The organism is Botrimarina colliarenosi, assembly GCF_007859955.1.
GTDB classification, from domain to species: domain Bacteria; phylum Planctomycetota; class Planctomycetia; order Pirellulales; family Lacipirellulaceae; genus Botrimarina; species Botrimarina colliarenosi.
In genome coordinates this window covers 97,542-114,152 of sequence record NZ_SJPR01000003.1, presented here as the reverse complement: position 1 = coordinate 114,152, position 16,611 = coordinate 97,542, and the positions used below count along the sequence as shown (strand labels likewise).

Annotated in this window: 14 protein-coding genes; 6 read left to right on the top strand and 8 right to left on the bottom strand. The window is 66.9% G+C overall.

Features of this window, described 5'->3' with window-relative positions:
• Positions 1 to 3: 3 nt before the first annotated feature.
• Both Pla108_RS12135 and Pla108_RS12130 read right to left on the bottom strand, forming a co-directional pair.
• Complete coding sequence (locus tag Pla108_RS12135) at positions 4 to 1,593, bottom strand: hypothetical protein (RefSeq protein WP_146445220.1); 1,590 nt, start codon at positions 1,591 to 1,593, stop codon at positions 4 to 6.
• Positions 1,590 to 2,270 carry an RNA polymerase sigma factor gene (locus Pla108_RS12130; RefSeq protein WP_197526508.1) on the bottom strand — a complete coding sequence of 227 codons (681 nt, stop codon included), beginning with the start codon at positions 2,268 to 2,270 and terminating at the stop codon, positions 1,590 to 1,592. The genes Pla108_RS12135 and Pla108_RS12130 overlap by 4 nt, the downstream gene beginning before the upstream one ends.
• A gap of 159 nt (positions 2,271 to 2,429) precedes the next feature.
• Between Pla108_RS12130 and Pla108_RS12125 the strand changes: the two genes are divergently transcribed.
• Entirely contained in the window at positions 2,430 to 3,518 is a 1,089-nt protein-coding gene (locus Pla108_RS12125) for a peptidase M42 (RefSeq protein WP_315851607.1), read from the top strand.
• Positions 3,519 to 3,555: 37 nt separating this feature from the next.
• Here the strand turns inward: Pla108_RS12125 and Pla108_RS12120 are convergent, their stop codons facing one another.
• Positions 3,556 to 4,311 (bottom strand): sugar phosphate isomerase/epimerase family protein, encoded by a 756-nt coding sequence (locus tag Pla108_RS12120; protein WP_146445219.1) that lies wholly within the window; start codon positions 4,309 to 4,311, stop codon positions 3,556 to 3,558.
• Positions 4,312 to 4,566: 255 nt separating this feature from the next.
• Between Pla108_RS12120 and sppA the strand changes: the two genes are divergently transcribed.
• A complete protein-coding gene (sppA, locus tag Pla108_RS12115; protein WP_146445218.1) occupies positions 4,567 to 5,616 on the top strand; it encodes a signal peptide peptidase SppA in 1,050 nt (349 codons plus the stop codon).
• A 188-nt stretch (positions 5,617 to 5,804) separates the two neighbouring features.
• A complete protein-coding gene (rlmN, locus tag Pla108_RS12110; protein ID WP_390615678.1) occupies positions 5,805 to 6,902 on the top strand; it encodes a 23S rRNA (adenine(2503)-C(2))-methyltransferase RlmN in 1,098 nt (365 codons plus the stop codon).
• Positions 6,903 to 7,047: 145 nt separating this feature from the next.
• Here rlmN and Pla108_RS12105 read toward each other — a convergent pair whose 3' ends face one another.
• The 4 genes from Pla108_RS12105 to folK form a co-directional block, all read right to left on the bottom strand.
• Positions 7,048 to 8,247, bottom strand: coding sequence for a S1C family serine protease (locus Pla108_RS12105; RefSeq protein ID WP_197526507.1), 1,200 nt, complete (start codon positions 8,245 to 8,247; stop codon positions 7,048 to 7,050).
• A gap of 80 nt (positions 8,248 to 8,327) precedes the next feature.
• Positions 8,328 to 9,614: a prolipoprotein diacylglyceryl transferase gene (locus Pla108_RS12100; RefSeq protein ID WP_146445215.1), complete on the bottom strand. Its 1,287-nt coding sequence runs from the start codon at positions 9,612 to 9,614 to the stop codon at positions 8,328 to 8,330.
• Between the two features lie 169 nt (positions 9,615 to 9,783).
• Positions 9,784 to 10,638: a pantoate--beta-alanine ligase gene (gene panC, locus Pla108_RS12095; RefSeq protein ID WP_231934452.1), complete on the bottom strand. Its 855-nt coding sequence runs from the start codon at positions 10,636 to 10,638 to the stop codon at positions 9,784 to 9,786.
• A gap of 55 nt (positions 10,639 to 10,693) precedes the next feature.
• Positions 10,694 to 11,422, bottom strand: coding sequence for a 2-amino-4-hydroxy-6-hydroxymethyldihydropteridine diphosphokinase (gene folK / locus Pla108_RS12090; RefSeq protein WP_146445214.1), 729 nt, complete (start codon positions 11,420 to 11,422; stop codon positions 10,694 to 10,696).
• 515 nt (positions 11,423 to 11,937) lie between these two features.
• Here folK and hemE point away from each other — a divergent pair.
• Both hemE and Pla108_RS12080 read left to right on the top strand, forming a co-directional pair.
• Positions 11,938 to 13,983, top strand: coding sequence for a uroporphyrinogen decarboxylase (gene hemE, locus Pla108_RS12085; RefSeq protein WP_146445213.1), 2,046 nt, complete (start codon positions 11,938 to 11,940; stop codon positions 13,981 to 13,983).
• Between the two features lie 87 nt (positions 13,984 to 14,070).
• A complete protein-coding gene (locus Pla108_RS12080) occupies positions 14,071 to 15,621 on the top strand; it encodes a sulfatase family protein (RefSeq protein ID WP_231934451.1) in 1,551 nt (516 codons plus the stop codon).
• 44 nt (positions 15,622 to 15,665) lie between these two features.
• On the opposite strand, the gene Pla108_RS12075 is transcribed toward Pla108_RS12080, so the two are convergent.
• Entirely contained in the window at positions 15,666 to 15,917 is a 252-nt protein-coding gene (locus tag Pla108_RS12075) for a hypothetical protein (RefSeq protein ID WP_231934450.1), read from the bottom strand.
• A 236-nt stretch (positions 15,918 to 16,153) separates the two neighbouring features.
• Here Pla108_RS12075 and Pla108_RS12070 point away from each other — a divergent pair, with 236 nt between their 5' ends.
• Positions 16,154 to 16,456 (top strand): hypothetical protein, encoded by a 303-nt coding sequence (locus tag Pla108_RS12070; RefSeq protein ID WP_146445212.1) that lies wholly within the window; start codon positions 16,154 to 16,156, stop codon positions 16,454 to 16,456.
• The last annotated feature ends 155 nt before the right edge of the window (positions 16,457 to 16,611 follow it).

The following is a 16,611-nucleotide window of genomic DNA, read 5'->3' as shown; positions in this document are numbered from 1 at the left end:
GCGTTACGTCCGATCGATTTCGCGCGGCTCGCGTCGCGGCGGCGGGAAGCCGGGCGGGCCATCCAGACCACCGGGCGGGCCGCGTCGAGAGTCCCGACCCCGATCGAACGGGGGGCGGCGTTCGCCGTCACGGCCGGGACGGCCTCCGGGCGGGGGGCCTTCCCCCCAAAAAGGCGGCGGCAGGTCGGCGCCACCCAACGCGCGTCCGCTCAGCTCGTCACGGAACTCGTCGGTCGGCTTAAGCAACAGCGAATCAAGCTCCGAGACATCGATCCGCGCAAAAGCCGTCGGCAAGTCGTCCTCCACTTCCGTCTGACGCAGCAAGTGGCTGACGATCCGCGCGCGCTCGTCGTGCCGCTCGGCGTCACGGATCTCTTGAACGACGCCAGCGGGTAGCGACGCTTCGAGCTCGGTGACCCAGTCTCGCCAACGGCTGTCGATCGACGCCTTTAATTCGTCGCCCCCGGGCACCCGACCCGCATCCGCGAACCAGCGTTCCAACGGGCCACGACGATCCCCCCGCCCGGCAATCTGCTCCGTCGCCGCGGTTAAGAGCAGCTTCGGCTCACGCTTGAGCGCCTTGGAAAAACCCTCCGCTACCCGATCGGCGAGAGGTTCGGAACCGCGACGGGCGACCGCGACGCGGATCGTCTGCACGACCATCTTGCCGGTCTCTTGGTAAGGCGCGCTCTCGGTCAGGCGGTCGATCGCTTTGCGGAAGTCGGCGAGCTCACTGCCGCTCAACTCGAGACGGGCGTCGCGTGACCACCGCGGCGCCTCGCGTTCGATCAGGCGGAGCCGCTGGCGAGCCGGCATCTGCCGCAAGCTCGACTGCATGGTGGCCGGCAGGCGGTCGACCATCGCCTCATACGCCAGAGCCGCCTCGCGCAGCTCCGCGACGTTGGGCTGGGCGGCGATCTCCTCCGACAACCGGCGGAGCGAGGCCTGTTTCTCGTCGGTTCGGCCTTGGTACTCGGCGAGCCGAGCGTTCACGGTCGCCAGCTCGGCGGGCGACAGCTCGGCGACCCAGCCATGCCGCTGCTGCGGCGTCGACGCCGTCACTTCGGCCCACTCCGTCGCGGCAGCGCGGGTGGCGTCGCTATCGAACGCCTCGATGGTCGCCGCGTGGCCGTCGACAAGTTGGTTCAAGAAATCGAGCGAGCCGACCTGCTCGAGCGCGGGGGCGTGCAACGCCACCGGCAGATCGCGCACGGCGCGACGCTCCGGCGACGTCGCGACCGCGAGCGTCAGCATCGCGCCGGCGATCACGCCGAGAACCGACGCCACGGCCCAAAACGGCAGACGCCAACGCAAGCGGGCCCGCTTATCGCCTTGGGCTTGCTCGGCGGTGACCGCCGCCATGTCGATCGTCGTGCGGGTGAACGTTGGCGACGCGGTCGACCTCGGCAGCACGTCCAGGGCGTTCCAAACGCGGTCCAGCGTCTGCAGCCGCTGGCGGGTCGTTGCGTCGCGTGCGAGCAGCGACTCGACACACTCGCACTCCTCGGCAGAGAGTTGGCCGTCGAGGTACGCGACAAGCACCTCATCGGGGCCGTCGGCGTCATCTTCGATCGTTTCGTTGGCGGGGTTCATTCGTCGTCCCCCAGGGCGTGGGTCGGCATGCCGCCGGCGTCGTTCAGACTGCCAACCGCGTCGCCCCGTTCGATGTAGGGGTTCAGCGCCTGCCGCAAGTTCTCCCGGGCGCGGGCGAGCAGCGACTTGACCCCCTTGGCGGTCAGCCCCAGCACCTCGCCGATCTCGGCGTACTCCATGTTCTCGAACTTCGCGAGCAGCACCGCGGTGCGTTGCCGTTCGCTGAGCGTGGCGATCGCCGCCTGCACCGCGTCGCAGAGCTCGGTCCGGTCGGCGATGCGGGTTGGCATCGCCGAGCTCGCCGCCGCCGGGTGCGGCGCGCCGGCGCCGGTCTGATCGGGCGACGGCGCCGCCAAACGGACCTCCCGCTTCCGCGCCGAGCCCCGCAGCGAGTTGAGCGCCAGGTTGTTCGCGATTGTGAACAGCCAGGTCGTGAACTTGGCCCCCGGCTCGTACCGGTGACGCGCCTTGTAGACCCGCAGGAACGCCTCTTGAGCCAGCTCCTCGGCTAGTTCGCGACGGCCGACTTGGTACGTCAGCACCGAGACGAGGCGGTCCTGGTGCCGATCGACCAGCTCGCCAAACGCCGCCGCGTCGTCGTCGCGGACGCGCAGCATGAGCCGCACGTCCGGGTCGGACTCGGTGTAATGGCGGATCGTGGTGTCGCTAGTAGCCAAACGGCGTCCCCTATTCCGATAGCTTAACCCCGCAAGAGGCGGAGGGGCGCCGGCCAAACCGGACGGATGGAGGCCGACGGCCGCCGGCTCGCACCGTGACTTGGTCCAGATTTTGCTCTCGCCGTAAGCCGTTGATGAATCGCCCCCGGCGCCCGCCTTATGAGCATGAATGAGCTTGCCGACCCCGGCATTGACCAGGAAATCGGCGCCGCCCCGCGCGACCTGGCCCCCTTTCTCGATGTCCTGCAGAACCTCGTCCGCGAGCCGAGCGTCGTCGGCGCCGAGGATTCGTTCTTCCGGGTGCTCCGTCGCGAGCTCGAGGAACTCGGCGTCCGGGTCGCCTACTACCAGGGGGTCTTGGTCGCCCAGGGATCGCGTCCCGAGAGCCTAGTGCTTTCGGCCCACATCGACCGTCACGGCTTGTTCTGTACCGGGCCCAACGAGTTCCAGTACGCGGCGTTCATCACCAGCAACCGTAGCGAACAGACGGGCGACTCGGTGTCGGAACAGATGATCCACGCGTTGCACGGCCGTTTCGCCGGTCAGCGTGTGCAGGCCCACTTGCCGTACGCGGGGACCTATCTCGGACAAGGAATCATCACGTCGTCCCACGTCTGCCCCGAGCGGAGCAACCTGATCTTCGAGCTCGACGGCCTGGGATTCCTCCAGCCGGGGACGCCGGTCTCGTACCTCGACCGCCTGCGGCTGAGCGACGGGATGCTCACCGCCCAGCTCGATAACGTGCTGTCGGTGGCGATGATCGTTCACCTGTTCCGCAGCGGCTTCCAAGGGACCGCGCTCTTCACGGCCCAAGAAGAGGCGGGCCGGAGTTGGCGGTACGCCCTCTCGTGGTTCCAGAGCCAACGGCTCACGACGCAGCGACTGCTGGTGCTCGATACGAGCCCCTTCCCTACGACCGCCGCGGCGTCGTCGCAGCAGCTGGTGCTGCGACGCAAGGACGCCAACGCCCCGTTCGCCGACGCGATGATCGCCGAACTCGAAGACCGCTGCGGAGCCTTGGGGCTCAGCTACATCCACAAGGACGCCTACGTTGAGGCGCAGAACGTCGGCCGCGACCGCCCCGCCTCGCTGGGCCGCACCGAACTAGGCCGCCTCGCCGCGGCGACCGGCGGCGCTATCAACGGCGCGACGCTTCAGGTCCCGACGACCGGCTACCACACGCCGAACGAAACGGCTTCGATCGATTCCGTTACGGCGCTGCTTGAGTTGCTAACGAGTTACCTGTGAGCGCGGCGGCTCGCCTCCGCTTTCGAGGCCCGCTTCGCTACAGCAGGCTGTCGAGCAGCAGCCGCAGCTTCCGCACCTCGGGGGCGTGCTCGAGGCCTTCGATCGGCGTCATGTGGATCGACAACGCGCGACGGTACTTGGCCCGCTGGAGTTGGGTGATCAACTTGCCATAGTCGATCTCTCCCTGGCCGACGCGGACCTGGATCTCGTCCTTGGTGCTGTCGCGGAGATGGACGTGCCGCACGTAGGGCAGCACCTTGTCGATCGCCTTGCCCTTGTGAGGGCCGGTCGTGTAGCAGCTCGGGTCGAGCGCCAGGCCAAGCCCCTTCACGTGCTGGCAAAAGACCACGGCCGTGTCGAGGTCCTGCGTCATGCAGTCGATCTCGGTCTTGAGGGCGACGACAGCCCCCTCGAGCGCGGCGAGCGCCACCATCTTCTTGAGTTTCTCGATCTCTTCGTTGAATGGCGTGCCGAGCGGTGAGCTGGGGACAACCAGCGTCACGACCTTCAGCGCCTTGGCGAGCTTGCAGACCGCCTCGAACTGGTCGAGGCAGGGTTCGCCCTCGGCGTCGATCTGCACCGTGATAGCGGCGATGTCCATCCGGGCGGTCGAGCCGCAACGCTTGAGGGCGGCGTCCGGTTCGGACAGCACCTCCGAGGGCTTCATCCAGCCGCCGGGAGCCGATTCGTTCAACGCCAATTCGACGGAGGTGAAGCCCAAATCAATCAGCTGCTCTAGCACCGCCTCGGGGCCGAGATCGGGAAAGCACTCCGTGGACGCTGTGACAAACACGCTGGGTCGCTCCTTCTTCCTTCGAGGCGGGCTCGCTAAAGAGGCGTCACGGGGACTCCCCTAGCTCGGAGAGCCTACCGGCGCCGGCCGCTCGGGGGCAAGGTCGGGCCCTCGCTATTCGTCGCAACCGGCAAGGTCGCGGCCGCGGCCGCTGGGCGCCAACCTGACCAGACCGACCGCCGCCGGATACGATGCGAGAGGGGCGTTGGGCCCCTCACCCGCTGCAACCCGTTCGCGTTTATCCCCCGAAGCGCTATGTCCGAAGCCACGCCCGCTACGCCGCCCGCCCCCCAACTGATCCTCCAGCCCCGCGAAAGCCTCTTCGGCCGCTTCGGCAAGGTGCTGTTGGTCCTGTTGGGGATCTGCGTCATCTCGATGATCGGGATGGCTTCGCAGGTGCAGCAGTACTTCGGCGACGGCGAAGGCCCCCGCGAGAAGTACCACAGCCTCAGCAAGGAGGCCGGCAATAAGATCGCGGTCGTCCACGTCAGCGGCGCCATCATGGAGGGCGACACGTTCGTCGAGGACCAGCTCGAGGCGATCGAGAAGGACCCCACGGTCAAGGCCGTCGTCCTCCGGATCGACTCGCCCGGCGGCACGGTCACCTACAGCGACCGGCTCTACCACAAAGTGAAGGAGCTCCGCGAAGAGCGTGACCTGCCAATGGTTGTCAGCATGGGGAGCCTCTGCGCGAGCGGCGGCTACTACCTGGCGATGGCGGTCGGCGACCAAGAGAACGCCATCTACGCCGAGCCAACCACCTGGACCGGCTCGATCGGCGTGGTAATCCCCAGCTACAACTTCTCTCGGACGATGAACATCACCGGCATGCAAGACCTGTCGGTCGTCAGCGGCGATCTCAAGCTGATGGGGAGCCCCACCAAGCCCCGGACCGAGAAGGAAGCCGAGGTGCTGCAAGAGCTGGTAGACATCTCCTTCGAAGGCTTTAAGGAGATCGTGCGGGCGGGCCGACCGGCGTTGGCGGCCGACGAAGAGACGATGACGAAGGTCACGACCGGACAGATCTTCACCGCCAAGCAAGCGGTCGAACTCGGACTGGTCGATACGCTCGGCTTCCTCGAAGCGGCGATCGACCGCGCCATGCAACTCGCCAACCTGTCGCCTTCGACCGTGCGGTGCGTCGAGTACGAGCAGCGGCAGACCCCGATCCAGCAGTTCCTCAACGCGACGTCGCACCAGCCCCCCGCGGCGAGCGGCGTCGACCTGCGGGCCTTGATCGAGCTCTCAACGCCCCGGGCGTACTACCTGAGCACCATGGCGCCGGTCTTGTTGCGGTCGAATTAGGATAAGTGGAGCAAGCGCCGGGGGGACTGCATCGGTAGGAGGCGTCTCCGACGCCGATAACGCGCACCATCACCCCCGAGGCGTCGAGGCCGTCATCGGCGTCCCAGACGCCTCCTACAATTGATAATGTCCGTCTCATTCACCGCGTAATCCCCGCTCTACGCGTCCTCCGATCCCTCAGAGTTTCTGTGGTTCCCCAGCCCCATCTGCTCGACGACATCGACACGACGCTCGCCGCTGCGTGCGAGCGGCTTGGGCTGCCGAAGTACCGCGCTGGGCAGGTCCGGAAGTGGCTGCTCGAGAAGCGCGCCGCCGGCTGGGACGGCATGACCGACCTTCCCAAAGCGCTGCGGACCCAGCTCGAGGGCGAACTGCGTCTGTGGACCGCCGAAGTCGCCAAGCACACGGCCGCCGACGACGGCACCGAGAAGCTGCTGCTCCAACTCACCGGCGGCGGACGCATCGAGTGCGTTCTGCTCCGCGAAAACATCGGCAAGCGGGTCCAAGACGCCGCCAGCCTGCGCCGGACCATGTGCATCAGCACCCAGGTTGGCTGTGCGATGGGGTGCGTCTTTTGCGCCAGCGGCCTCGATGGCGTCGATCGCAACCTCACCACCGGCGAGATCGTCGAACAGGTGCTCCTGCTCCAGCACCGCCTCGGACCGGAAGAGCGGCTCAGCCACTTGGTCGTCATGGGGATGGGCGAGCCGCTGGCGAACCTCGACAACCTGCTGCCGGCCCTCGCCGAGGTAAGCCGCCCCGACGGGCTCGGCGTCAGCCCGCGGCGGATCACCATCTCAACCGTCGGACTCCCCCCTGCGATCCGGCGGCTGGCGCGGTCGGAAGACGGCAGCCGTTATCGGCTCGCGATCTCGCTGCACGCCCCCAACGACGAGTTGCGCAACCGCATCGTGCCGGTGAACCAGAAGATCGGCGTCGACGCCATCATGGCCGCGGCCGACGACTACTACGACGTGAGCGGCCGCCGACTGACGTTCGAGTACGTCCTGCTAGCCGACCTCAACGACCAGCCCGAGCACGCCCATCAGCTCGTGAAGCTGCTCAAGTCGCGCAACGCGTTGCTCAACGTCATCCCGTACAACCCGGTCGAGGGGCTCCCCTACCGCACGCCGACGATGGAGGCGCAGCAATGCTTCCGCGCGATCCTTGAGGCGGGCGGCGTCGAGATCCGCTTCCGCCACCGCAAGGGGGACAAGATCAACGCCGCCTGCGGGCAGCTGCGGCGCAGCACACCGCCGAACGTCGTTAGCCTCGAAAACAGCTAGTCCGAGTGGCCTCACTTCTCGCCCGGGGCAACCCGTCTACCTCGCAAAACAGAAAGAGCCCACGAATTTCACGAATCGACTCGAATAATAATTCGAGGAGATTCGTTCGATTCGTGGGCTCTCTTTTCAGGGGGGCGGAGTGAACTCACTCCTCGGTGTTGGCGGGGATCTCAAGCTCGGTCGGCCCTTCGACTTCCGGCTTCGGCTCCGGCGGGGCCTCGGCGTTGAAAGCGGGCGCTTCATCGAGTTCGATCTGCGGCTCAATCATCGGCGCGCCGGGGCCGGCCGGCGGGGCGCCGAACTGCTGCTGGAGGGCCCGCATCCGTTCTTGCATCGCCCGCATCCGCTCTTGCATGACGCGGGCCTCGGGGCCCTCAAGCTGCATCTGGAAGCCCGGCGTGTTGAGGCCGAAGCCCTCGAAGCCGGGCTGGAAGACGCCGCCGTTCTGCTGCAGCATCCGCTCGACCATCGGTCGTACGTCACCGGGCAACGTGGCGATCGCGTCTTGGTCGCCCTCGTCGAACTCCCAAGTCTGCTCGCCGCGCGTGACCGTGACCTTCGCCGGGCCGTCGTTCTGGCGAGAAACGCTGACCGAAACCCCCGACACGACTTGCGGGATCATCTCGGCAAACTCGCCGAGCCCCCCCTCGCCGCGCGGTAAGCCGTCGCCGTCGAGCAGGCCCCCGGGGCCAAAGAGCCCTTCACGTCCGTCACGGCCGAAAAAGCCGAACCGCTCGCGGCGGGGCTCCGCCGGCAAGACGGCGTCGAGCGGCCGCTCGATCGGTTTGACCCACAGGGTCTGGGGCTGCCCGCCGCGGAGCAGGTCGAGCGTGATCCGGCCTTGCAGTTCGCCCTGCTCGCCGACTTCTTCGGCAAGCTGGGAGATGTCGCTAACCGGTTTGCCGTTCGCGCGGAGGAGAATGTCGAACTGCTTGACGCCCGCCTCGGCGGCGGGGCCGTCCGGCTCGACGGTGCGGATCAGCCACCCTTCGTTCGCATCGATCTGTAGCTGCGCCCGCAATTCGGCCGGCAGCGGTCCCCCACCAATGCCAATCCAGTAGCGTGAAACCACCTGCGGCGCCTCGACGAAGCCGGGCTGGCGACCCAGGCGGCGGCCCGGCCGTCGGTCGCGCCGCGCGGCGCCATCGACCTCGACACGGACACCGCCATCGGGACCGATTTGGATGAGCGTCCCCTCTTCGGCAGCGGGGGCGTCGTCAGCGACGGCGCCGTCGGCCGGGGCGCCGTTAGTCGGGGCAGAGTCCTGGGCGCGGACCGCCGGGGAAACAAATTGAACCGCCGTCAAAGCGGCAGCCGCGACAACAAGGAGTCCGAGAACGCGCATGGCAGGTTCGTGGGGACGAAGTGAGTTGGAGTTGAGACGGAGCGGACATGCAAAGTCCGCTCCAGAATGTACCTTCTCGATTACGCGGCGGTCGCCGCCCGAGTTCGGCCGCCGGGCGACGCCGGCAGGGGAACCTCCTCGAGGCGCCGCCCTGGGGGGGTGCGGAGCAGCAAAACCCATCCGACCGTCGCCAGCGCCAGGGCCACGAGGCTCACATTCTGCGAGATGCTCAGCCCCGTGCCGAAGATCGCCGATTCGTCGGTCCGGATCACCTCCAGCAAGAATCGGCTGATCGGGTAAAGCGTGAACATCAGCAGCGCGACCTCGCCGTCTCGCCGCCGGTGCGGGAACCAGACCCACAGCAGCCAAGCCGTCAGCGCGGCGTTGACCGAGCTGTAGACCTGCGTCGGGTGCACCGGCAAGCTGCGCTGGCGCGCCGCGGGCGGGTACGACTGGCTCGACGGGGCCGTCGTTCGTTCGGCGTCGGAAAGATCGAACGTCACTTGCTCGCCCGCAACGAAGGCGTTGATCAGGGGAGTCGCCGCGTCGACGAGGCTGTCAACCGGCGTGCCGTTGATCGAGTCGATGAGCTCCAGGCGACCGTCGTCCTCCCGCCTCAAGGCGATCCCCTTCTCCGTTTCCACCAGGTCCGCGCCGTGTAACTTGCCGTGCACCAGTTGGTCCATAAACGGCGGGCTATCGGCCGGGAACGTCACCGCCCACGGCAAGTCGCAGGGGCCGCCGTAGCAGCAGCCATTTAGCAGGCAACCGAGCCGGCCGAGGGCGAGCCCCGCCATGAAGCAGGGCGCCAGAATGTCGGCCATCCCGCGGAGCGGCAGGCCGTGCCGCCGGACAAACCAGACAAAGGCGACCAGACCCCCGATCACCGAGCCATAGACGACGAGGCCCCCTTCGGTGAACTGCAGCACATCGACGATGGTCTCGCCGAGGGGACGGCCCGCGTAACGCTCGTCCCAGTACTCGATGACAAAGAACGACCTGGCGCCGGCAATCCCGGCGACAAAGAGCCAGAACACCAGCGCAAAGATCGTGTCAGGCGCAATTCCGTGCCGCCGGGCGCGGTGAACCGCCATCGCGACGCCGACCGAAATCGCAAGCAGCAACATCACGCCGTAGCCGCGGATGGGGATTCCCTCCGGCGCGAAACGGGGCGCAAAGAGCAGCACCAACGCCCCGATCACGGCCGGTTGGGCGTAGCCCCAGAAATCGGCGTCAACGCCGTGGCGCGCCGCATGCCGCGCCATGACCACGCCGAAACCGACCAGCCACAACGCCAACAGCACGCCAAGCCCCAGCAGCGGGACCCCGCCTAGCGAGACCGGGATGCGGAAGAGTTCACTCAGCATGGGGCGTGGCTACTTTGAACGACTGGTTGTTTATCGCGGAGTTCGCGGAGGTCGCAGAGAAAAAAGGGAGACGAGATCGAAAGGATCAACCGGAGTTGGTGTCGAGATCAGTAATCCTGTCGATCCTGTAAATCCTGTCGAAGACCTTCCGCGACCTCCGCGGTGGTCTTCACGACTCAACCCGAACGTTGTCGATCAGCCGCGTAGCGCCAACCTTAGCGGCGACCGCGATGACGGCGGGGCCTTCGATCACCTCGGGCTCGTCCATTGTGCCGTCGCGCAGCACGGCGACGTACTGCAGTTCGACGCCTGAGGCGGCTTCCACGACGTTCTTCACGCATTCCCTCAGCGTGCTAGCACGGCGTTCGCCCGCCGCGTGGAGGCGCTGGGCCGCCTGTAGGCCCCGCGACAGCGCGACGGCTCGCTGCCGCTCGTCGGGGGAGAGGTACGCGTTGCGGCTGCTCATCGCCAGGCCGTCTGGCTCGCGGACGGTGGGACCGATCACGACTTCGACCGGCAGATTCAGGTCGGCCACCATCCGCCGGACAACAACCGTCTGCTGATAATCTTTTTGTCCGAAGTAGGCCCGGTCGGCCGGGGCGATGGTGAACAACTTCGCCACGACCGTCGCCACGCCGGCAAAGTGGGTCGGTCGGCTCGCCCCTTCGAAGAGACGGGCCACGGGACCAACATCGATGCTCGTCGCCGCCCCGGGGGGGTACATCGTTTCAACAGCCGGGGCGAAGACGGCGTCGACCCCCACCGCGGCAAGTCGTTGGGCGTCTTGGTTCAAATCACGAGGGTAGCGATTGAAATCTTCGCTCGGCGCAAACTGCGTCGGATTGACGAAGACAGATGCGATCACCGCGTCGCAGTCTCGCCGGGCGGCCTTGGCGAGCGAGAGATGCCCCTCGTGCAGGGCCCCCATCGTGGGGATCAGGCCCACTGTTTCGCCGGCGCGTTGCCGCCCTCGAACCCATTCGCGGGTGGCGTCGATCTCGGCTAACAGCAGCGGTAGAGACACAGGAGTCGGGGTCACGGGAGTCGACAGCACTGCTGGACGGGGGAGTGGCGGCGGCCTAGCGAGGCCCGGTTGGCCAGACGCAGTCGAGCGCCGCCAGCACCTCGTCTCGCCAATGCTCCGGCGCGCAGTCCGACAAAGCAAGCCGTGGCCCCGACGGGGGAGTGTCGCCCGGGCCCGGCTGGGCGCTCGTTGGCTGGGCGTCGATCGTCAACCGCGGCGCCTTGGCCGACGCGTCGTTGATCGTGACAGAACTGCGGATTTCCCCAACCCAGCGGCGGACGACGCCGTTGTCATCCCCCAGCAGTAAGAGACCGTCGTCACCCGATCGAAGCCGCTCCCACAACTCGCCGAGGGTTTGGCCCGTCTCCGGATGGGGCCAGTCGGCGGCGATCTCCACGGCGGGCCCAAGCACAAACGGCCGGAAGGTCATCCGCGGATGCGGGACGCGGAGGCCAGGCTGGTCGATCACCTCGTCGCCGTAGAGCAACAGATCGAGGTCAAGCGTGCGGGCCGCCCAGCGCTCCGGGCGTTGACGGTCATGGGCCGCTTCGACGCCCTGCAACGCCGCCAACAACCTGTCAGGCGGGAGCGTCGTCTCAAAACCGACCACGGCGTTGAGGAACGCGGCCTGTCCGGGGGGCCCGCCGATCGGCTCGGTCCGGTGGCGCCGGCTTACCTGAAGCAAACCGCCGCGCGCGAGTCGCCGCAACTTCTCAATCGCCGCGTCGAACACCGTGGCGGCGTCGCCGAGATTCGAACCGAGCGACACCAGCGTGCGGGGCATGGAGGAGTCGTTCGGAAGGATAAAAAAAGCTTGGGAGGGACTTCCGTGTCATTGACGCGATGCGTCGGTGGATTCGTTTCCCTCGGTCCCGCCTCCCAAGTGAATTACGTCGCTAGCAGCCACTCAGAAGTAGCTCGGCGCTCGCGATTATGTTGGCAGTATTGGCTTCGGTGCGTAACGACCGGCGAAGCGGTCAGTTCGTCAATCAGCGCGCAGGACGCGCGTACCTCTCACTCCTCAGTAAACGACCGCAAACTCAATCATCCGCGATCAGCAGAGAAAACCGAACGGTGTTCGGTCGCTGCGGCGTCGTGTTCCAACCAACGTCGCGAGCGATGAGAAGGGAGTTTTGCGGAGTCGTCATCGATTGTCAAGCAAGCCGACGAACTCGCGCAAAAGAGCGGGCGATTCGCGTTGCTGTGACCCGTGTTTCGGAAGGGTCGGCGCGGTAATCTCGGTAAGCTCGCGTCGCTGAAATCGCCTTCCGTCGTCCCCCGCCTAGCACAAGACTTCCCATGAGCGATCCCGCGTCGATCGATACCGCCGTCGAATCCAAGAAAGGATTCGACGGGCTGCGTGTCGTTTCGCTTGAGAGTCGTCGCGCTGCGGAGATGGCGAAGCTCATCGAGAAGCAAAAGGGCGTGGCGCTGGTAAGTCCTTCGATGCGTGAAGAACTTGTCGACGACGACCGGCCCGCGATCGAGTTCGCCCACCGACTTGTCGGTGGCGAGATCGACATGGTCCTGCTGCTCACCGGCGTTGGCGTGCGGATGTTCATCGAGCAGGTCGAGCGTCACGTCGGGCGTCAGCGTCTGCTCGACGCCCTGAGTGATATCCCCACGCTCGCGCGCGGGCCCAAGCCGGTCGCGGTGATGCGCGAGCTCGGCCTGACGCCAACGCACCGCGCGCCGGCGCCCAACACCTGGCGCGAAGTGCTCGCGACGATCGACGCGAATCTCCCTGTCGCGAACCAGACGATCGGTCTGCAAGAGTATGGCGAGACCAACCCCAGCCTGATCGCCGGCCTCGAGGCGCGCGGCGCGCGGGTCGATCGGCTGCAGGTGTACCGTTGGGCGCTGCCCGACGACACGGCGCCGCTCGAAGCGAACGCCAAGCGACTCGCGGCGGGCGAGGTCGACGTCGTGATGCTCACGTCGGCGAACCAGCTGAACAACCTGCTTGTCGTCGCCGAGCGATTGGGGATCGAGGAAGCGGTGCGCGAAGGCTTCCGCAACGCGGTCGTCGTCTCGATCGGACCGACGACAAGCGAACGCCTCCGCGCGCTCGACCTGCCGGTCGATATCGAGTCGTCCGGCGCGATGGGCAAGATGGTCGCCGACGCGGCCAGCGGCGCGCACGCGATCATCGAACGCAAGGCGAAGCTCCGCCAGCTGCTAACCGGCGAGCCGGCGGCGCGAGTCGTCGGAGTTGCGACGCATGAGGACTCCGACGACCAGAAGGGTCGCAACGGTCGTCGCCCGCTCGCCGATGAATCGCGATTGCAAGTCTTGCGTGACGCTGTCGCGGGTCAGCCTTGGGCCGACAGCGACTTCCTGCGCGCCTGCCGGCGCGAACCGGTCACGCGGACGCCGGTGTGGCTGATGCGTCAAGCGGGGCGCTACATGCCCGAGTACCGCGAGGTGCGGGCCAAGACCTCGTTCCTCGACCTGTGCAAGAACCCCGCGCTGTGCAGCGAGGTGATGTGCACCGCCGTGGACTACCTAGGCGTCGACGCGGCGATCATCTTCAGCGACCTGCTGCCGATCCTGGAGCCGATGGGATTCGACCTCGAGTTCGCCAAGGGGGACGGGCCGAAGATCCACAACCCGGTCCGCGAATCGGAAGATGTCGACCGGGTGGTGGACCTGACGAGCGTCGACTCGTTGTGGTTCGTCGTCGAGACGGTCAAGCAGACGCGCGCCGACCTGCCGAGCGGCCTGCCGCTGATCGGTTTCGCCGGGGCGCCGTTCACGCTCGCCAGTTACGCCATCGAGGGGGGCGGCAGCCGCAACTACCTGCACACGCGAACGCTGATGCAGCGCGACGAAGGGGCGTGGGCCGAGCTGATGCGTCGCTTCGCCCGCGCCGCGGCGCTGTACCTCAACGCGCAGATCGCCGCCGGCGCGCAAGCGGTCCAGTTGTTCGACAGCTGGGTCGGCTGCCTCGGGCCGGCGGACTACCGGCGCTACGTGCTCCCCTACACCAAGGAATTGATCGACGCGCTCGACCCACGGGCGGTGGTGATCCACTTCGGCGCGGGCAACCCCGAACTGCTGCCGCTGATCGCCGAGGCCGGCGGCGACGTCGTCGGCGTCGATTGGCGTGTCGAGCTCGCCACGGCGTGGGACCGGCTGGGGCCCAACGTCGCGGTGCAGGGGAACCTCGACCCGCTGACGCTGCTTGCGCCGCGTGAGACCGTCGAACGACGTGCGCGCGGATTGCTCGCAAGCGTCGCTGGGCGCCCCGGGCATATCTTCAACCTGGGCCATGGCATCGTGCCGCCGACGCCGCCCGAGAACGCCCGAGCGCTCGTCGACGCGGTCCACGCCGGTATCGCTTGAGCCGTCGTGCTATCCTGACAGGCGGCCCTCGCTGACTTTTCTTCCTCGTCAACACTTGGCCTCGTCAACACTTGGGAACCCGACGCCGTGTCTCTCCACCCTGTCGCGTTGTTGGTTTTCGTGTTGCTCGCTTCGACAGCGGGCGCCGCCGAGCGACCCAACTTGCTGTTCATCTTCAGCGACGACCACGCCACCGCGGCGATCGGCGCCTACGGCTCCCAAATCAACCAGACGCCGAATCTCGACCGGCTGGCGAGCGAGGGGGCGTTGTTCCGCAACTCGTTCTGTGCGAACTCGATTTGCGGCCCTTCGCGGGCGTGCATCCTCTCCGGCAAGCACAGCCACAAGAACGGGTTCATGATCAACGGCGACCATTTCGACGGTCACCAAACGACGTTCCCGCCGCTGCTGCAAAAGGCCGGCTACCAAACCGCGGTCATTGGCAAATGGCATCTCGGCACGGACCCGGTTGGCTTCGATTACTGGGAAGTGCTTCCGGGCCAGGGTTCTTACTACAACCCCGCCTTCCTCTTGCCGGGCGGCAAACGCCACCGTCGCCAGGGGTACTGCACCGATCTGATCACCGACATGGCGATCGAGTGGCTCGACGAGGGCCGGGACAAGGAGAAGCCTTTCCTGCTGATGTGTCAGCACAAAGCGCCCCACCGCAATTGGGCGCCCGCCCCGCGTCACCTCAAGACGCTCAACGACGGCCCCATCCCGGAGCCGAGCACCCTCCGCGACGACTACGCGGGGCGGACCGAACTGCTCGCCGAGAGCGAGATGACGATCCGCGACCACATGCACTGGGGTCACGACATGAAGTTCAAGGGCGAGAACCAGCTGCCCGAGTACTTCGTGACCGGGTACCCGAACGGCGAGTACCAGCGGATGACGCCCGAACAACGCGCGGGCTGGGACGCCCACTACGAACCCCGCAACCAGGCGTTCTTAGCGGCGGTCGCCGCCGGGGAGATGACCGACGAAGAAATCTTCTCCTGGACGTACCAGCGGTACATCAAGGACTACCTCCGCTGCATCGCCGCGGTGGACGAGAGCGTCGGACGCCTGCTGGACTACCTCGACCAGGCTGGCTTGGCCGACAACACGCTCGTCGTTTACTCGTCCGACCAAGGGTTCTACCTCGGCGAGCACGGCTGGTACGACAAGCGATGGATGTTCGAGCCGTCGCTCGAAATGCCACTGCTGGTCCGTTGGCCGGGCGTCATCGAGCCGGGCCTGCGCCCCGAGGCGATGGTGCAGAACATCGACTACGGCCCGACGCTGCTCGAGGCGGCCGGCGTCGAGAAGCCTGCCGAGATGCAAGGCGAGAGCTTTGCGCCGATCCTACGCGGCGAGACGCCGGCCGACTGGCGCGACGCGATCTACTACGCCTTCTACGAGTCGCAGGGCGCGCACAAGGTCGCCGCGCACGACGGCGTGCGGACCGATCGCTACAAGCTGATGCACTTCCCCAAGACCGACGAGTGGCAACTCTTCGACCTGCGGAGCGACCCGGAGGAAATGACCTCGGTCCACGACGACCCGTCGCACGCCGAAGTGCTCGCCGGCATGAAGCAGCGTTACGAAGAACTACGCGCGACGTATGAGGTCCCCGAGGGACTCCCTAAGCCGTGAGGCGCTGGATCGACTGGACATGTTCGGTCAGGCGACTGAACGAGTCAGGCGACGGGGCGGCGGAAGTGTTGGTACGCCATCAGCACCTCGTAGAGGTCGGCCGAGACCGTGACCTCGTCGTTGGCGAAGTCGGCGAGCCAAGTCCGCTGGCTCTGGATCGCGTCCGCTAGCAGCGGAAGGATCTGCGCCGCGGGGGCCGTCACCGACTGGTTGTCGGCCGACATCCGCACCGACGGAACCGCCGGGGCGGTGTCGTCTTCGGGTCCGCGATAGATCCGCAACGTCGAAGCTCGCATGTCGCCAGTCCCTTGGCCTGTAGGCGTCCGTCGTCGGCCGCGTGGTGCTCCCTGTCGGGGCGCAGCACACACAGCCTCACGCCGTTAATCGGTTCCTCAGGGCGTGCCGGTTGAGCCGATTGACCCGGATTTGCGGGAATCCTCACGGGGCGCCGGTCCCAACTGCCTGATCGGCGCCAGCGGATATGCGTCGCGTCGGCTAAGCGGACCGTGGTGAGCGGGCCGATAAAACTCCGATGCAGGCCGTGCTAGCGGCCCCGGCGCCCCCGTCCCGTCTCGCCTTCTTCCCGTATTCCCAGGAGCCGCCCGCCGCCATGTGGCGTTCGTTCTTCCTCGCCGTCGGAGCCTACGTGTGTTTGCTGGGCGTTGAGTCCCTGGCGATCCACAAGGCTGTGCTCAAGCCGCAGATGCGGTCGGGCCAAGTCGTTGCGCCGGCCCGCGACGTGACGCCGCCGGAATGGGCGCCCTGGAGCCTCCTGGCGGGCGGATCGATCGTCGTGCTCTACAGCCTGACCCTCATGCGGAAGCAGCCTGGCTGAGCCCTCTGGAGCCCCCGCGGAGCCGTCCCGACGCCAGGGAACAACCGCAGGCAGCGAACCTGCGGGGACGGTTGCATGTTCTTAAGGATGAGCGGGCTCCGGCCCGTCGCCGCTCGACGCCCCGTCTCAGCACCTGTCGCCCCCCGATCGGATGG